Origin of the sequence: Bacillus sp. AFS088145 (genome assembly GCF_002564465.1) — a bacterium.
Lineage (GTDB): Bacteria > Bacillota > Bacilli > Bacillales > Bacillaceae_G > Gottfriedia.
The window spans coordinates 356,998-374,920 of sequence record NZ_NUUX01000013.1 but is presented as its reverse complement, the minus strand read 5'-3'; the positions used below and the strand labels follow the sequence as shown (position 1 = coordinate 374,920).

The 17,923-nt window shown below is 32.0% G+C and carries 17 protein-coding genes; 12 read left to right on the top strand and 5 right to left on the bottom strand.

Features of this window, described 5'->3' with window-relative positions:
• The first annotated feature begins 224 nt into the window (after positions 1-224).
• Entirely contained in the window at positions 225-773 is a 549-nt protein-coding gene (locus COI44_RS09940) for a DUF1510 family protein (protein WP_179887068.1), read from the top strand.
• A gap of 189 nt (positions 774-962) precedes the next feature.
• Here COI44_RS09940 and COI44_RS09935 read toward each other — a convergent pair whose 3' ends face one another.
• Positions 963-1,148: a YhzD family protein gene (locus COI44_RS09935; RefSeq protein ID WP_098427778.1), complete on the bottom strand. Its 186-nt coding sequence runs from the start codon at positions 1,146-1,148 to the stop codon at positions 963-965.
• A 339-nt stretch (positions 1,149-1,487) separates the two neighbouring features.
• Here COI44_RS09935 and yhaM point away from each other — a divergent pair, with 339 nt between their 5' ends.
• Positions 1,488-2,426 (top strand): 3'-5' exoribonuclease YhaM, encoded by a 939-nt coding sequence (gene yhaM / locus COI44_RS09930; protein WP_098427777.1) that lies wholly within the window; start codon positions 1,488-1,490, stop codon positions 2,424-2,426.
• A 68-nt stretch (positions 2,427-2,494) separates the two neighbouring features.
• Complete coding sequence (locus COI44_RS09925) at positions 2,495-2,698, top strand: sporulation YhaL family protein (RefSeq protein ID WP_056472082.1); 204 nt, start codon at positions 2,495-2,497, stop codon at positions 2,696-2,698.
• A gap of 29 nt (positions 2,699-2,727) precedes the next feature.
• Here the strand turns inward: COI44_RS09925 and COI44_RS09920 are convergent, their stop codons facing one another.
• Entirely contained in the window at positions 2,728-3,549 is an 822-nt protein-coding gene (locus tag COI44_RS09920; RefSeq protein ID WP_098427776.1) for a peptidylprolyl isomerase, read from the bottom strand.
• A 430-nt stretch (positions 3,550-3,979) separates the two neighbouring features.
• On the opposite strand from COI44_RS09920, the gene COI44_RS09915 reads away from it, so the two are divergent.
• Positions 3,980-4,063, top strand: a complete 84-nt coding sequence (locus COI44_RS09915; RefSeq protein ID WP_098427775.1) for a YjcZ family sporulation protein — start codon at positions 3,980-3,982, stop codon at positions 4,061-4,063.
• Between the two features lie 98 nt (positions 4,064-4,161).
• On the top strand, positions 4,162-4,251 hold the full coding sequence (locus COI44_RS09910) for a YjcZ family sporulation protein (RefSeq protein WP_097973758.1): 90 nt from the start codon (positions 4,162-4,164) through the stop codon (positions 4,249-4,251).
• Between the two features lie 281 nt (positions 4,252-4,532).
• Here the strand turns inward: COI44_RS09910 and COI44_RS09905 are convergent, their stop codons facing one another.
• Together COI44_RS09905 and COI44_RS09900 are read right to left on the bottom strand one after the other, a co-directional pair.
• Positions 4,533-5,093 (bottom strand): HTH-type transcriptional regulator Hpr, encoded by a 561-nt coding sequence (locus COI44_RS09905; protein ID WP_097973757.1) that lies wholly within the window; start codon positions 5,091-5,093, stop codon positions 4,533-4,535.
• A gap of 353 nt (positions 5,094-5,446) precedes the next feature.
• Complete coding sequence (locus COI44_RS09900) at positions 5,447-5,884, bottom strand: HIT family protein (RefSeq protein ID WP_098427774.1); 438 nt, start codon at positions 5,882-5,884, stop codon at positions 5,447-5,449.
• Between the two features lie 1,875 nt (positions 5,885-7,759).
• On the opposite strand from COI44_RS09900, the gene COI44_RS09895 reads away from it, so the two are divergent.
• Genes COI44_RS09895 through COI44_RS09885 form a run of 3 tightly spaced genes read left to right on the top strand, consistent with a single transcriptional unit; the run spans position 7,760 to position 10,455 of the window.
• A complete protein-coding gene (locus COI44_RS09895; protein WP_098427773.1) occupies positions 7,760-8,497 on the top strand; it encodes an ABC transporter ATP-binding protein in 738 nt (245 codons plus the stop codon).
• Positions 8,494-9,714, top strand: coding sequence for an ABC transporter permease (locus COI44_RS09890; protein ID WP_098427772.1), 1,221 nt, complete (start codon positions 8,494-8,496; stop codon positions 9,712-9,714). Before COI44_RS09895 ends, COI44_RS09890 begins: the two co-directional genes overlap by 4 nt.
• 12 nt (positions 9,715-9,726) lie before the next feature.
• Complete coding sequence (locus COI44_RS09885) at positions 9,727-10,455, top strand: EcsC family protein (RefSeq protein WP_098427771.1); 729 nt, start codon at positions 9,727-9,729, stop codon at positions 10,453-10,455.
• A 43-nt stretch (positions 10,456-10,498) separates the two neighbouring features.
• Here COI44_RS09885 and COI44_RS09880 read toward each other — a convergent pair whose 3' ends face one another.
• Positions 10,499-11,698: a M20 family metallopeptidase gene (locus tag COI44_RS09880; protein ID WP_286163869.1), complete on the bottom strand. Its 1,200-nt coding sequence runs from the start codon at positions 11,696-11,698 to the stop codon at positions 10,499-10,501.
• A 197-nt stretch (positions 11,699-11,895) separates the two neighbouring features.
• On the opposite strand from COI44_RS09880, the gene COI44_RS09875 reads away from it, so the two are divergent.
• From COI44_RS09875 to hemY, 4 genes are all read left to right on the top strand, one after another.
• Positions 11,896-14,031: a transglycosylase domain-containing protein gene (locus COI44_RS09875; RefSeq protein WP_098427769.1), complete on the top strand. Its 2,136-nt coding sequence runs from the start codon at positions 11,896-11,898 to the stop codon at positions 14,029-14,031.
• A 404-nt stretch (positions 14,032-14,435) separates the two neighbouring features.
• Positions 14,436-15,479, top strand: coding sequence for a uroporphyrinogen decarboxylase (hemE, locus tag COI44_RS09870; RefSeq protein WP_098427768.1), 1,044 nt, complete (start codon positions 14,436-14,438; stop codon positions 15,477-15,479).
• 23 nt (positions 15,480-15,502) lie between these two features.
• Positions 15,503-16,435 (top strand): ferrochelatase, encoded by a 933-nt coding sequence (gene hemH / locus COI44_RS09865; RefSeq protein ID WP_098427767.1) that lies wholly within the window; start codon positions 15,503-15,505, stop codon positions 16,433-16,435.
• 27 nt (positions 16,436-16,462) lie between these two features.
• Entirely contained in the window at positions 16,463-17,884 is a 1,422-nt protein-coding gene (gene hemY / locus COI44_RS09860; protein ID WP_098427766.1) for a protoporphyrinogen oxidase, read from the top strand.
• The last annotated feature ends 39 nt before the right edge of the window (positions 17,885-17,923 follow it).

Here is a 17,923-nt window from a genome sequence, read left to right as displayed (position 1 = left end):
TCTTGCTGTAATCCTATGTTTTTAATATATAAAAGAATAAATCATTAAAAATTAGATTGTCTATATTCTATTATGCACTAGTCTTTGTTAGTTAAATTGTGTCTGACAATGAAAAAAACTTAACAGTTGTTTTACGAAATGGTTAATTTTAAAATACAAGACTATAAGTTTTTCTCCACTCATGGTAGAATGTTGACATTCTCAGTTTTGGGAGAGTGGTTAGATTGAAAAAGATTCAAAGCAATTCACGTACAACGTCAAGAGCGAAAAGAAAAAAAACAAAACTCATTTTATTTGGATCAATTGGAATCGTACTAATACTAATAGCATTTGTTTCGTATTCCATTTTTTCGCCGAAAGATAATAAGGCAGGATCTAATAAAAGTGCTTATGCCTCAGCCAAAGACAGTAAAAAGAATGATGAAAATGGTGTAAAAGAGACATCAACAACGGTTCAAACAATTGATGATGACGATTCAGATGGCACGGCACTAGAAACACCAGAACAAACGGGTGCACAAACTGGTACGAAGCATGTTACAAGCTATAATAGAAATTCTCAAGACTGGCAGGCAATGCTACAGACAATCTCTTCTGCTGTTGGAACAGATCCAAGCAATATGACTGTATGGTTTTTAGGCAGTGACAAAAGTAACCCAGGTGGATCAGTCGGGACTGTATCAGCAAAGACAAAAGGCTCGCAAAAGTATCGAGTATACCTCATATGGGATGGCTCTGGCTATAAAGCTACAAAAGTTGAACCTGCTTCATAGAATGTAAATAGGATGCACTTAAAGGTAATTCTATGGCTGTCGAGAAATTCTCGACAGCTATTTTATTAAAAGGATAGTTCCAAGCCAACCAGCAGGAGTTGGAAAAGGTTGAAACTTTGATTGGTACCTTTAAACACTAATTTAGATCAAAAACAAACAAGCTGCGATAAATTTTCGCAGCTTGTTTAATTATGGATGAAATAAAAGAAGTTTACCAGTTTGGCTAATGCAACGGTGTGTTTTATCAAGTGCATCTAGTGTAGTAAGTTTTTCTGTTCCAATCTTTTTTGCTTCTAAGTCAGAATTAGCTTCAAATTGTTCATCGACTATTGATTCGCCACTTTTTTCAAAAGCAGTAATTCGATATGTTGCCATGTCATAGACCTCCCTATAGTAGTTGCGATATTACTATTTTGGCATAGATTGAAAAGCTGTGTAAAGTTATAATTTGAATTATAAAAAAATTCAGTGCAAATTTAAAATTTTGACATTTGGAGGTTATAAGAGATTTTAAGAATTGTTAGATTATGTCTTAATTTTTTGTATGAACATTGTTGGGCTAAGTATCTATTTTAACGTATAATAGGATAAGTGAAACGACTAATACATAATTTGATTTTCCTTTTTTTTATTTTGTGAAATTGATTTTCCAAAATATTTTAAGCTATTTACTTAAGCAGAGCTTAAGTAAGCATATACAAAATGGAGGTACTTATGGATAAAAAAGTATATGATCATGAAGTTGGCGAACGTTTTGTAACATTTTTATTTGTCAAAGCTGTTACTAAAGGTGTAGCAAGTAATCAAAAAACATTCTTATCTTTAACTTTACAAGATCAAAGTGGAGATATTGAGGCGAAGCTTTGGGATATTTCTACAGAGCAAGAAGAATCGTATGTAGAAGGAACTATTGTAAAAGTTGAAGGGGAGCTACACGATTATAGAGGAAAACTTCAACTTAAATTACGCCAAATTCGTCCAACTAAAGATACAGACGAAGTTAATCCGGAAGATTTTTTTGCAAGAGCACCAGTTTCTAAAGAAGAATTATATGAGAAAATTACTTCATATATTAATAATATGAGCAATGAAAAACTTAAAAAGATTACTGAGTATCTAGTATTAAAAAATCAAGAGGATTTTCTTGATTTTCCAGCGGCAACTAAGAATCACCATGAATTTGTTTCTGGTTTAGCATACCATGTTTTTTGTATGCTGAAATTAGGTGAATCAATTGCGAATTTATACCCTTCGATCAATAAGGATTTACTATATGCTGGAATCATACTACATGATTTAGGAAAAGTAAGAGAATTATCTGGTCCAGTTTCAACAAAGTATACTGTCGAAGGTAATTTGTTAGGCCATATCTCGCTTATGGCAATTGAAATTGGAAATGCCTCAATCGAACTAGGGATTGAGGGAGAAGAGGTTACTGTTCTACAACATCTTATTTTAAGTCATCATGGTAAGTATGAGTACGGTAGTCCAAAACTACCTTTAATAAAAGAAGCGGAAATTTTACATTATATTGATAATATTGATGCAAAAATGAATATGTTAGACCGCGCACTTGAAAGAGTTGAACCAGGAGAATATACAGAGCGAATTTTCCCATTAGAAAATCGTAGTTTTTACAAACCAAAATTTTAAATTAATCATACTTCCTCTTTATTAGCCATATAATGAAGCAAATGCTTGTCTACTAAGGAGGAAAATCAATGCCAATATTACCATTTTGGATGTATATCGTGATTTTAGGAATTTTTGTAAGTGGATTTATGGTGCTTTACACTTCGAAACAAGAAAGAGATGCAGATGAAGCTTTCATTGAAAAAGAGGGAGAAATTTACTTACAAAGAATTAAAGAAGAAAGAGAACGAAGAGAGCAATTACTAATTAACTCTGAGATTTCATCTAATTAAAAAAACCTGCCAATTAGGCAGGTTTTTTTTTATGATTTTTTCTCTTGGCTTTCTAAGTCTTTATCTTTTACTTTAAATTTAGCTTTTTTAAGAAGTTCATCAGAGAATGCTTGGAAGTTTTCTTGGCTTAGCTTAGACTCAGCAATTTTTTTGCGAGCATCTTTTTCGTTAGCAGTCTTTTTACCAGTTAATTTAATAACATGGTATCCAAATTGCGATTTAACTGGTTGGCTAATTTCTCCAACTTTTAATTTATAAGCAGCTGCTTCAAATTCAGGTACCATAGCACCTTCTCCGAAATAGCCTAAATCTCCACCTTTTTCTTTTGAACCAGTGTCAGTAGAATATTTTTTTGCTTCTGCTGCAAAATCTGCACCTTTAGCTAATTCATCTTCAACTTTTTTAGCTGTAGCTTCGTCTTTTACTAAGATATGACTAGCTCTAATTTCTGGTTTATATTTTGCAAGGTCAGCTTTTGTTACTGAAGCTTCAGCAGCTTTTTCAGTTAATAAATCGATTTTAACACGATCTTTAAATGCTGCTTCATCTTTAAATCCGTACTGAGCTAAGAAAGCTTTAAATTGGTCACCATTTTGTGTTTTATACTCATTGAATTTAGCGTCAACATCTTTATCACTAACTTTGTAGTTTTTCTTTAAATAATCTTCAATAGCCATTTGCTTAAGCATTGCTAATCCTGCTGTATCCTTCATCTTGTTATATAAATCTTTAGATGTGATATCTCCCGCATTAGATGTAGCAACAACATCGTTACTAATACCAGCAGATCCACATGCTGCTAGTCCGAATACTGAGGTAGCTAAAACTGCAGATACGATTAACTTTTTCATTTAAACATCTCCTAATAAAAATTTAAAATGATTTCTTAAAAAGAAAAATTTTACTTATTAAAGTATGGAGCTTAAATCTTAATTTTTCCTGTATTTAGACATACCTTTTACTGGAAATTACTTCACTTAATATAACATATTTTTCTTCAATGTGACAAAGTTTATCCAAAAAAAGAATAATTTGGTATGCTTTTTATTTAAAAACTAATTAATTTCAAGGAAACTTGAACTAATTTTAAATGAAATGTAGGCACTATGAGAGTAGCGTAATAAATGAATGCAGATTTCTATTTTTTTATTTTAACTCCTAACTTTGCCTAAAAATCATGCTTATCTTGCAAATTAAAAACTTGTCAATCGTGACATTCGCCCAATCATTTAAGGCATTCGTCTATATATTATTATGGATTACTGTTAGGAGGGTGGAAAAATGGAGGGGAAAGCATCGAATGAATTTATATTAATCGTGATCCTGTTTATTTTGCTAATCATTATTGGGTGTTCATTTTTATAAGTAGTATGAATCTTCAAAAATGAAGGTTATTTATACATTTGCCCAGACCATTTTTTACTACACGCATAAGATAAGATATGTAGCAAAAGGAGGTGTGGATGATGGGCGTAGGATTCCATGGTGGAGGATTTGCGTTAATCGTTGTATTGTTCATCTTATTAATTATCGTAGGAGCAGCTTGCATCTAATTTGTAAATAAGACAAATATTCAACCGGAGGTATTGTACCTCCGGTTGAGTTTTTATTCTAGATTAAACTAGTTAATGATGTACATATGCTTTGTTAATTGAAATTTAGAAATAAATGAAAAGGAAATGAGTCTGAGGGTTTCAAAGAGGCATTTATGTGAAATTTTGAACAAAAGTGGCCGAAATAAAAAGCGGAAGGATTTAATTAATCTTGCCCCGCTTCTATTTATTTGTACAATTTCAAGGACATATAAACTGAAATTGTAACTTTAAAGAAGATATTAAGGTTTCTTAATTAAACGATTATCTTCTTCAATGAATTCTTTATCTATGTTACCTAACGTTGTTTCAAATATATCCATAAAATCTTTTCCATAAATATTACGTAAAATAGCCATAATTTCCATATTTTCTGGAAATTTACCATAAAATTCTTTTAATGGTAAAGTACCTTGAAAAACTGAATTTGTCTCTGGATCAAATTCACCTAAGATCTCTAATAGCATATCTTTACCTTTTTCTGTTAATTCAATATACGTATTACGTTTATCTTCTACTTTTTTAGAAAACACTAATAAACCACGTTCTTCTAGCTTTTTAGAGAAGTTAAAAGCAGTTGATACGTGCATTACACCAAATTTAGCAATTTCAGAAATAGACGCACCCTTTAAGTGGAAGGCGATCATTAAAATATGATGTTCATTGATATTTAAATCATAGGGCTTAATCCATTGTTGCCAGTCCTTTTCAACTGACTTCCATAATGCTTTAGAAATTTGGGCAATTCTTTGACTAAAAATCAAAGCTTCTTTCATTGTGTATAATTTTTGTTCAGTTTTCATCAATTCACCTTCTTTTCTATTTAACTATCTATTTATTATTATGCCAATAATATGTGAAGAAATAAAGAACTTTTAGTTAGAATTTTTAAAAATTTTCACAAAGTAGTTGATAAAATTCTACATTTTTATATTATAATTAAGTGTTGTGGGTTGTGGAAGTTATGCTTATATAATAATTTTAACGAAACTATAGAGTGATTGTCGATAAAATATTATTGGTAATATAGTAAATATATAATATAAATCTATAAAAATATAGTATAAAATGCAGAAATTAGATGGGATGTACATAAAAAAAACAAAAACAGGAGATATTCACTCTCCTGTTTTCGTATTTAAATGGGATGATTTTATTATTTTTTAATAATGTTATTTTCGATAGATTTTGCAATCTCTTGTAGCGTTTCATTTGTGTATTGATTTTGGTTTGAAAGCCATTTTACATCAAAGCCATCATTATTTCCGTATCGTGGTAAAATATGCATATGATAATGAAATACAGTTTGACCTGAAACTTCACCACTATTATTTAAAATATTTACACCTTGGACATTAAAAGTTTCTTTCATTGCATTAGCAATGTCAGGTACTTTTCGGAAGTATGTACTAGCTGTCTCTTCATTCATTTCGAATATGTTTTCTACATGATTCTTTGGAATGACTAATGTGTGTCCTTTTGTTACTTGACTTAGATCTAAAAAAGCTAAAATATCATCATCCTCGTATACTTTTGAAGCCGGAATGCTACCTTCAACAATTTTACAGAAAATACAATTAGCGTCATGTGCCATTTTTTATACTTCCTTTCACTTTTTTCCTTATTTTAACATAGGCGTAGGTTATAGTGGAAATAGGGTCAGGAAAAAAACAAGAAGCAACCTATGTTGCTTCTTGATGAAGGGGAAAGATTTTGGAGTAATTATAAATTGTCTTTAACAGACACCTCATTTGCTTTAATGTTCAATAAATTGGTACACCTTATAAGAAGTTTATATGCTCTGGTCGAGACACCTCATTTACAAATTGGTATACTAAAACCTTTGTTTATAAGTGATGATGTTCAAGCTAACCATCTCCTTGGATGTTTTCACTGCTGTTTTATACAACGATGTTTTATCTATGGAGAAATTTCACTTCAACAACTACCCTTGCATCGGTTTGAACGCAAATTAAATTACCTTTAACACACACCTCATTTCAAATTTTGAACTGGAAAGTGTGTTGCTTTCCCTTCAAGAATTATGATGCCCCGTATTAAAGAAAGTATGCAAAACAAGAAAAAACTTTTAAAAACAGTGAAAGCAAAGAGAGAATAGTAAAAATCAGGAAAGCAAGAAAACAAAAAGACTTAGTAATGAGATTTAAGTGGAAGTTAAGAAAATTAATAATTGTTAATTTGGATCAAAAAAGATTAAAAGGGAGTGCGGGAAGGACTCTTTTCAACAACATAAAACAAGAAGCAACCTATGTTGCTTCTTGATGAAGGGGAAAGATTATTGGAGTAATTATAAATTGTCTTTAACAGACACCTCATTTGCTTTAAAGTTCAATAAATTGGTACACCTTAAAATAAATTTATATGCTCTGCTCGAGACACCTCATTTACAAATTGGTATACTAAAACCTTTGTTTTAAGTGATAATGTTCAAGCTAACCATCTCCTTGGATGTTTTCACTGCTGTTTTTACAACGATGCTTTATCTTGGGAGACATTTCACTTTAACAGTTACCTTGCACTGGTTTGAACGCAAATTAAATTACCTTTAACACACACCTCATTTCAAATTTTTGAATTAGAAAGTGTGTTGCTTTCCCTTCAAGAATTATGATGCCCTGCGGTAAAGAAAATATTCTTAAGCAGAAGAAAATTTTTGAAAAGAAGACATCATTGTAAGAAATGAGTTCATTATTGGTTAATTGGATAAAAAAAGTATAGATAATAGAAGGAAGTAGCTTTAAGGTAAACATCTTTATATGATAAGTTGATTGGAACGAAAGAATATTCTACTCCATGGGAAATGCAAGAAGTCATTAGAAAGCGAGCAGGCTGTAGTGGAAATCAACATCACTATACTCCTTTTACGAACATTTGATAATTAATTGACAAGGATCTTTTTCAGCAAAATAAAACAAGGAGCAACCAATAGTTGCTCCTTGATGAAGGGGAAAGATTTTTAGAAAAGATTTTAGGTTAATAAGTTAAATTGTCTTTAACAGACACCTCATTTGCTTTAATGTTCAATAAATTGGTACACCTATAAATAAATTATATGTTCTGCTCGAGACACCTCATTTACAAATTGGTATACTAATGACCTTTGTTTTTATAGATTATGTTCAAGCGCACCATCTCCTTAGATTTTTGCATTGCTGTGTATGACAACTATGTTAATCTTTGGAGATACCTCATTTCACTTAAACATTGATCTGACTTAGGTTTGAACGCAAATTAAATTTCCTTTAACACACACCTCATTTCAAATTTTGAACTAAGACAGTGTGTTGCTTTCCCTTCATGAATTATAATACCCTTAACCTAAAATAGTATTCAAAAAAAGAAGGATTTTTTTTTAGTATTCCATAAAATATGATAATAAGGCAGTTAAGATTATTATTTGATACAATATAATTTATAGGAAAAGTACATTTGAAAGGATTTGTAAAGAATGACTTTATTGCATGTAAAAAATGTCACAGGTGGATACACTAGACAGCCTGTCATTAAAGATGTCACATTTACGATTAATAGGAATGAGCTTGTTGGGTTAATCGGGTTAAATGGAGCCGGTAAGAGTACGACAATAAAACATATTTTGGGACTTTTGAAGCCTTCTAAAGGTGACATAGTAATTAATGGTGAATCATTTGATAAAGATCCAACTGCATATCGTGCTAGCATATCATACGTTCCTGAAACACCGATGATTTATGATGAATTAACTTTACAGGAACATCTTGAAATTACAGCCTTGGCATATAATATTCCTGAAAAGGATTTTAAAAAACGTAGTGATGAGCTATTAAAAACATTTAGATTATATGATAAAAGAAAATATTTTCCTTCGACATTCTCTAAAGGGATGAAACAAAAAGTAATGATCATTTGTGCCCTTATTGTCCAACCTCAATTATACATAATAGATGAACCATTTTTAGGACTTGATCCAATCGCGATAAATGATTTACTTGAGATTTTGAACAATGAAAAAGAAAAAGGAGCAGGCATTTTAATGTCTACTCATATTTTATCGACTGCTCAAATTTATTGTGATTCATTTATTATTTTGCATGAAGGAGTAATTATTGCAAAAGGTACATTAAATGAATTACAAACTCAATATAATATGCCAAATGCTTCATTAGATGAAATTTATATTTTTGCAACGAAGGAAAAAGAAATATGAGTACGATAAAAGAATTATGGTTAGCACGGTTTAGGAGCTTTATAAAAGAAATGAGTAAATATGGTCGTTATATTTTTAATGATCATATAAAATTTGTAATTGTTTTTGGCTTTGGGGGAGCAGCATATTATTATCAACAAATGCTAAAAACAATATCTCCAGACTTTCCGGCTATTTTACTAATCGCTATTCTTTTTAGTTTTCTTGTTGTAACAGGTCAAGTAACTACTTTTTTTAAAGGACCTGATTTACATTATTTACTACCTTTAGAAAAAAAGCTGAAAAGTTACTTTATCCGCTCCTTTTTAATTACGTACATCGTTCAAGTCTATTTAATGTTAATGATGTTAGGTGTGATTTATCCAATTTATAAGAAATTTTCACTAGGTCAAACAACTAGTTTTATCGTCTTTATGGCAATAATTTTCTTATTAAAAGGATACAATCTTTTTGTTTCATTCTTACATCTTACAAATAGTGGTGTTTTAAACCGAGCTTTTGATTATTGTTTAAGGTTGCTAGGTACTTTCCTATTTATTTTTGGTTTATTAAGTAAATGGAGCAGTTTTTTCCTTGTAATAATGATCGTAATTTTAGCTGTTTATGCATTATTTATTCAAATAGGTAGTAAAAATAAAAGAGTACAATGGGAAAGAAATGTTAAACTTGATACTTCAAGAATAGCGACTTTTTATCGATTTGCGAATATGTTTACCGATGTGCCGTCTATTCAACAGCAAGTTAAGCGAAGAAAATGGGCGGATCCAATCATAAATAAAATTAAAATGAGAAATGCTGCGAATTATTTACTAGTTCGTACATTTATCCGAAATGGTAACTATTTAAGTATGTTTTTAAGACAACTTTTCGTAGGTGGGTTTGTAGTTTACTTGGTGCCAACTACAATTGGGGAAATATTGATGGGGATTTTATTTCTTTACGTAATTTCTCTACAGAATATGTCAATATTAAAACAGTATAATTATCATTTGTTGTGGAAAATTTATCCTTATACAAATGAAGAAAATAAAAAATCTATTTCGACACTTTTGTATATACTACTGATAATATGTTGTCTAGTTTTTAGTATTATTGGTTTAATAAAGGGCTTGTCAATTTTAAACTTTATTATTGCAATCGTTGTGTATACTTTATTTTCAATGTGGTTAATTAAATTTTATGTGCATAAAAGGTTAAGTCAGCCACAAAAATTGTAAAGGGTGGACAAAATGGATTCTTATGAACTTCGTATTGAGTACGAACTATCTAGATGGAAACAAAAAGTAATGGCCGATTCAAATATTTTTCAAACTTCTGCAAAAAAAGTTCAGTTAAAGCTTCAATCATTATTACCAGAACAAATCCAAGATCTGCTTACAAAAACCGTTAAAAATATGATGGTTTTATTTATGGGAGGGTCTACAGTTTTTAATGGCAGTGGCGAAGAGTATGAAGCATTAACACTTAGAGAAAGAGATTTAATCTTAGATAAAAAGTTAAATGAGTACAAAAAGATTTCAGCTGTAGAAGGTGCGGGTACAGGAGCGGGTGGAATATTGCTCGGTCTTGCCGATTTTCCGTTATTGCTAGGGATAAAAATTAGGTTTTTAGTTGAGGCAGCAAAAATATATGGTTACTCACCTAAAGATGAACTTGAAAGACAATTTATGCTGTATATTTTTCAACTTGCTTTTTCAAGTGATAGCCATCGGAAAAAAGTTTTTCAAGTTATTGAAAAGTGGGAAGATAAAGTAGATGAAAATCCCCAAGTCAATTGGGAGCAATTACAACTAGAATATCGAGATCATATCGATTTAGCAAAACTTCTGCAATTAGTCCCTATTATTGGGGCACCGGTTGGAGCTTATGTAAATTATCAACTTCTTGAACAATTAGGTGAAACGGCTAAAAATGCTTATCGATTAAGGTATATGAAGAAGAAGGAAGACTTTATTTAAAGAGTTACATACTAAAAGGAGAACTAAAAAGTTCTCCTTCTTTTTATTTTTGCTCAACTAATTTTTGTGATTGTTTTAATGAAGTTAATGTCACAGACCCTAGTGTTTTTGCCGCAATTAGCATTGCTTTTTCGTCAAAATCAAATTTTGGATGGTGATGAGGGTATGCTTCTGTAACGTGAGGAGGTTTAGCTCCTGTGAAGAAGAATGTTCCTGGTATTTTTTGTAAGTAGTATGCGAAATCTTCTCCGCCCATTTTAGGGTCCATTTCTTTTAATTGATTAACTTCTTCAATTGATTCGGCTAAATTAACTAATAAATCAGTTTCTTTTTCATGATTTACTACTGGAGGATATCCATCATCGTACTTATATTCGTATGTAACATCATTTGCTAGACAAATTCCTTTAATGATTCTAGCAATTTGTTTTTTTACTTTTTCCTGTGTTTCCTTTTTGAACGTACGAACCGTCCCTATTAAAGTTGCTCGATCGGCGATTACATTAAAAGCATTTTTTGCCTCGAAACTTCCAATCGATAACACTACGGTGTCAATTGGATTTGTTTCTCGACTAACAACTTGTTGAAGTGCCATAACAAGTTGGCTGGCAATTACAATACTGTCTTTTGTTCGATGGGGTTCCGCACCGTGACCGCCTTGGCCTTGGATTGTGATTGAAAAACGATCAGCTGCTGCCATGATTGGTCCTTTTCGATAACCAATTGTTCCTAATTCTTCAATTGCCCACAAATGGGTTCCATAAACCTCATCAACACCGTCTAAACAGCCATCGGCAATCATAGAAATTGCTCCACCTGGTGCATATTCTTCTGCATGTTGGTGAAGGAACACAACTTTACCGTCCCATAAATCTCTTTGCTCATGAAGTGCCTTTGCTAAATATAATAGTGTAGCAGTGTGACCATCATGACCACATGCATGCATAACGCCAGGTACTTTTGAGGAATAAGGAACATTTTTCTCATCTTGAATAGGTAGAGCGTCAAAATCAGCTCGTAAAGCGATTGTTTTTCCAGGGTTACGACCATTAATTGTAGCAACAACACCATTTCCACCGACATTTGATTTGAATGGAATATTTAATTGTTGATAAAAGTTTTGAATGAATTTTGCTGTCTCGTATTCTTTAAATGAAAGCTCAGGATTTTCATGTAAGTATCTACGTGTAGATACCATTTCTGGATAATATGAATCTAATAAAGAAAATAAATCTGACATTATTTCACCCTCCTACTTACTATCTATATAACCTATTCAAGAAATGTAATTGATATCCTTCAAAATTATCTTCAGTTAAGAAATGGCGAAAAATGTATTTCCAAGGAAATATACATCGAAAAAAAGGAAATAATGACTTATTCAAGGGAATAAATGGATATACTATTTCTTATATGGTAAGAGAAATGAAGGTGAAATAATTGAAAAAATGGGGATATTTAGCAATAGGACTGTTAAGTGTCCTGTTAATTAGCTTTGTTGGATTTTTACTAATCGTTTTCTTAGGTAATTATGTTATAGATGAAGATAAGTTAGTCGTCCATTCATCATCGGAAATGGTAGATTTAGAGGGGAATTTTATCTCGAAGCTATATAATGAAAATCATCAAATCGTTTCAATTAATGATATACCTAATTATACTAAACAAGCAGTAGTTTCAATTGAAGATGAACGTTTCTATAAGCACCATGGAATTGATACACAATCAATCTTTCGGGCTATAGTAAATGATATAAAAGCATTTAGTAAAGTACAAGGTGCGAGTACACTTACTCAACAACTTGCAAAGAATGTTTTTTTGACGAACGACAAAACATTTATGAGAAAAACAAAGGAAGTAATTATAGCAATTAATCTAGAAAGAAAGTATACAAAAGATCAAATACTAGAAATGTATTTAAATCAGGTTTATTTCGGTCACGGAGTATATGGCATAGGTGGGGCTGCGAAATATTATTTCGGGAAAGATGTTAAAAATTTGACTATTGAGGAAAGTGCTTCGTTAGCAGCCTTATTAAAAGCACCATCACATTATGATCCAGTCACACAACCGGAGCGATCTTTAGAACGTAGGAATCTTGTTCTTTATAAAATGCTAGATACGCATTATATAACTGAAACTGAATATCAGAAAGCCAAAAGCAAACCAACAGTATTACATATTACGGAACAAAAATTTGAAAACGGATATGCTACATATATTGATATGGTTATAAAAGAAGCAAAAGAGAAATATGGCATTTCTTATGACAAACTGTTAAATGGTGGATACAAAGTTGTCGTTCCAATCCATAAAAAAACACAATTAACGGCCTATAAATATTTCAAAAATGGAAACTATTTTCCGGGAACTGATCAAAATGCTGAAGGAGCCTTCGTATTAATAAACTCCGAAACAGGTGGTGTAGAGGCGGCTATTGGAGGCAGAAATTACTATTTTCAAGGTTTAAATCGTATTAACGTGAAAAGACAACCTGGTTCAACAATGAAGCCTTTACTTGTCTATTCGCCAGCGCTTGAAACGGGAAACTACAATCCGTATTCTTTATTACCAAATGAACAAAGTGCGTTAGGAGACTATAAACCGAAAAATTATAATGGAGTTTATACGAAAACGATTTCGATGTTTAATGCATTGATAGAGTCAGCAAATGTACCAGCAGTTTGGTTATTAAATGATATAGGAATTGATCATGCAAAAGAGTATCTAGAAAAAATGGATTTGAATATCCCCGATCAAGGTTTAAGTATGGCGCTTGGAGGACTAAAGATTGGTTTAACACCATTAGAGCTAGTAAAAGCATATAGTGCCTTTGATCATGATGGAGATGCATTAGAGCCTTTTGTTATTAATGCAATTTATGATCGGAACAATGAATTAGTTGGCGAAGCGAAAATTAAGGAATATAAAGTGTTTTCATCACAAACCTCTTGGTATATGACAAAAATGCTTAAAGGTGTTGTAAATGAAGGTACAGCTAGTAGAGGAAGTTTTACTGGCGATTTAGCTGGTAAAACGGGATCTACAAATATACCTGGCCAAACAAATGGAAACAAAGATGCTTGGTTTGTAGGCTATACACCAGATGTTGTAGGCGCAATTTGGATGGGATATGATAAAACAGATTCAAAACATTTTTTAAGAAATGGTAGTACATATCCAACCATTTTATTTAAAAAGATTTTAAGTGAAGCAGGAAGAGAACCATCTACCAAATTTAAAAAACCAAAAAATATAGACGATCTAGAATCACCGATAAATTTAGAGCCTATTTCTAATGTTCAATCAAAAGTATCATTCTCTCCATTTGGATTATTCACTGTCGTCATTAATTGGAATGCACCAACTGACCACAGACAGCAATATCGAATCTATCGAGTGAAGAATGGAAAAGAGAAATTAATAGATACTGTTACTGGTTTAGATGAGTACAAGGATTCCTTTGTAAATGTATTTAATGTCCCTTCTTATTATGTAGTACCGTACAATCCTCAAACAAAAGAAGAAGGTGACAGGTCTAAACTTGTCAAACCCAACATAAGAAATAAGGAATAGACATTTTAAGGCTCTCCTTCTTATCAAATGATTTGAAGGGGAGTTTTTTATTTCCTATTAAATCTATGATTGTAAAAACTGTATCTCTTAAAAAAGAATAGTAAAGAGATTAAGAAGTTTGAGTGATGAGATAACGATTAACCGAACATTAAAAAAAGAATTATAAAACCCCTTTATTTTATAAAAAGTATTAATAAATAAAGATTATTAGTTCGATATTTCAGACATATTTTGATATAATTTTTAATGGGAAAAAGTCTGGTAGTAAAATAGGCCTATTAATTGAGAAAAATTGTAAAATCAGTGAACATTATGTGTCAAAATTCGAGTTTTCTATACAATTAATGGTTCAATCAGTATATTTAATAGTAGAGTTTGGAAAAGTGAAAGGGAGACTTTGAAGGATGAAAAAAGATTTTAACGATACATTTCTTAAAGCGATCAGAGGAGAAGAAGTAACGCATACACCAGTTTGGTATATGAGACAAGCAGGGCGTTCTCAGCCAGAATACCGAAAAATAAAAGAAAAATATTCATTATTTGAAATTACTCATCAACCTGAATTATGCGCTTACGTAACAGCGCTACCAGTAGACCAATATAATGTTGATGCAGCTATTTTATATAAAGATATTATGTCTCCACTTCCTGCAATTGGAGTAGACGTAGAAATTCAATCAGGGGTAGGACCGGTAATCAGCAATCCTATTCGTTCATTAGCAGATGTAAAAAAGTTAACTGATATTCATCCAGAAGAGCAACTACCTTATATCTATGAGACGATTAAATTATTAACAACAGAGGTTCTTTCTGTTCCATTAATTGGATTTGCAGGTGCACCTTTTACAGTTGCTAGCTATATGATCGAAGGTAGACCTTCTAGAAACTATAATAAAACAAAATCATTTATGTACGCAGAGCCAGAAGCATGGTTTGCTTTAATGGATCATTTAGCAGACATGACAATCAAATACGTAAAGGCACAAGTTAAAGCAGGGGCAAGTGCAATTCAATTATTTGATTCATGGGTTGGTGCATTGAATGCTAATGATTATCGTATTTATATTAAACCATGCATGGAAAAGATTTTTACAGCACTTAAAGCAGACCATATTCCAACAACTATGTTTGGAATTGGAGCAAGCCATTTAATTCATGAATGGAATGAACTGCCTGTAGATGTAATTGGTCTAGATTGGAGAACTTCTATTTCTGAAGCTCGCTCTTTAGGGATTACGAAAACGCTTCAAGGTAATTTAGATCCTGCGTTTTTATTAGCACCATGGGAACAAATTGAGAAACGTGCAAAGGAAATATTAGATGAGGGTATGGCAAATCCAGGTCATATTTTCAACTTAGGTCATGGGGTATTCCCTGAAGTAAATCCTGATACTCTTAAACGATTAACAAGTTTTGTCCATGAGTATTCATCAAGGGTTAAAGCTTAATATAAAAGGACTATGGTGATGACATGAAAGAAAAAATCGGTTTATTAGTTATGGCTTACGGCACGCCATATAAAGAATCAGATATTGAGCGTTATTATACAGATATTCGTAGAGGTAGAAAGCCTTCACAAGAGGCACTGGAAGAACTGACTGAACGATATCGTGCAATTGGAGGAATCTCTCCTTTAGCAAAAATAACAATTGAACAAGCAAAAGCATTAGAAGAAGATTTAAATAAGATCCAAGACAAAGTAGAATTCAAAATGTATATTGGACTGAAGCATATTGAACCATTCATTGAAGATGCAGTAGATGAAATGAAAAAAGATGGTATAACAAAAGCAGTTAGTATCGTACTTGCACCACATTATTCTACGTTTAGTGTAAAGTCATATAACGAACGTGCTACAGGTCATTCAGAAAAAATTGACGGACCAAAAATTATCCATGTAGATGATTGGTATAAAGAAGAACGATTTATTCAATATTGGGTTCGTGAAGTGGAAGCAATTTTGGAGCCAATGAATGAAGAGCAACGTGTGAAAACGGCGTTTATTTTTTCAGCGCATAGTTTACCTGAAAAAATTCTTAACCTTGGAGATCCATACCCAGAGCAACTTAAGGAAACTGCCGAGTTAGTCGTTCAGCAATCTGATATTCGTCATTATTTTCTAGGATGGCAAAGTGCTGGTAATACACCAGATCCTTGGCTTGGACCTGATGTACAAGATTTAACACGTGAGTTAGATGAAAACTATGATTTTGAAACTTATGTATACTTACCATTAGGATTTGTAAGTGAGCATTTAGAAGTACTGTATGATAATGATATAGAATGCAAACACGTAACGGATGAAATTCAAAAAGCATATGTTCGTCCACCGATGCCTAATACGGATCCATTATTTATTAGTGGGCTTAGTACGGTTGTATTAAGAAAATTAAACGAACAATAATATGGTTTTGAAATAGGAGGTAAAGAAGTGAATAAGAAGGTTGTCATTATTGGTGGCGGTATTACTGGATTGACATCTGCCTACTATTTAAAACAAGAAAAATTAAAAAATAATCTTCCAATTGATATTCAATTAATTGAAGGTTCATCAAGGCTTGGAGGAAAAATCCAAACAATTAGAAAAGATGGGTTTGTTATTGAGCGTGGTCCTGACTCATTTTTGGCAAGGAAAAAGAGTGCATATCGATTAGCTGAAAACTTAGGTATCCAAGATCAAATCGTTTTTAATTCTTCTGGAAAATCGTATGTATTAGCCCATAATAAATTACATGGTATGCCAGAAGGTTCAAACATGGGGATTCCTACACAAATCAAGCCTTTTATTTTTTCAGGTCTATTTTCACCAGCAGGAAAAATTCGTGCAGGTTTAGATTTTGTTTTACCAAAAACACATGTCCAAGGGGATATGTCATTAGGTAAATTTTTTAGAAGAAGACTTGGTAATGAAGTAGTTGAGAATCTAATTGAACCCCTTTTATCAGGTATTTATTCAGGCGACATTGACCAAATGAGTTTAATGGCAACGTTCCCTCAATTCTTCCAAATTGAACAAAAACATCAAAGTATTGTTCTAGGAATGAAAAAAGAGATGCCTGTGAAGAAATCAAAAGGTCCGAGAAAAGGAATTTTCCAGACTGTAAGTACTGGTCTTCAAACAATCGTTGAACGAATTGAAGAAGAGTTAGATCAAGAGGAAGTTTTAAAAGGTGTACAAGTAGTTAATATAAATAAAATTGGAAAAAAATATGAGATTTTACTTAGTAATAATGAAAAGATAGAATCAGATTCAATTATCGTTACTGTACCTCATCGTTTCATTCCACAACTATTTAATAATAAACCTGTATTTGAGCCTTTCAAAAAAGTTCCTTCTACATCTGTTGCGAATGTTGCACTTGCATTTCCAGAGCATGCAATTAAGAAGGATATAAATGGTACAGGCTTTGTTGTTTCACGTAATAATGACTATAATATAACAGCGTGTACTTGGACTCATAAAAAATGGGCACATGCATGTCCAAAAGGTAAAGTTTTATTACGTTGTTATGTTGGACGACCTTACAATAAGGAAATAGTCGATAAAACGGATGAAGAACTTGTTGAAATTGTTTTAGAAGATTTAAGAAAAACGATGGATATAACTGAAAAACCAGAGTTTTATATAGTTTCAAGATGGAAAGATGCTATGCCTCAATATACGATTAATCATAAAGAGCGTACGAAAAATATGGAACAATATTTACAAAAAGAAATGCCTGGTGTATCGGTAATCGGTTGCTCGTTTTATGGGTCCGGCTTACCAGACTGCATAGATCAAGGTGAAAAAGCAGTTTCAGATACAATTGAATACTTGTTCTCACATGAAAAACAAGCTGTTCGAAATTATTAAGGCTTTTAAAAACAACTAGTAAAGAATAGAGCAACCAAA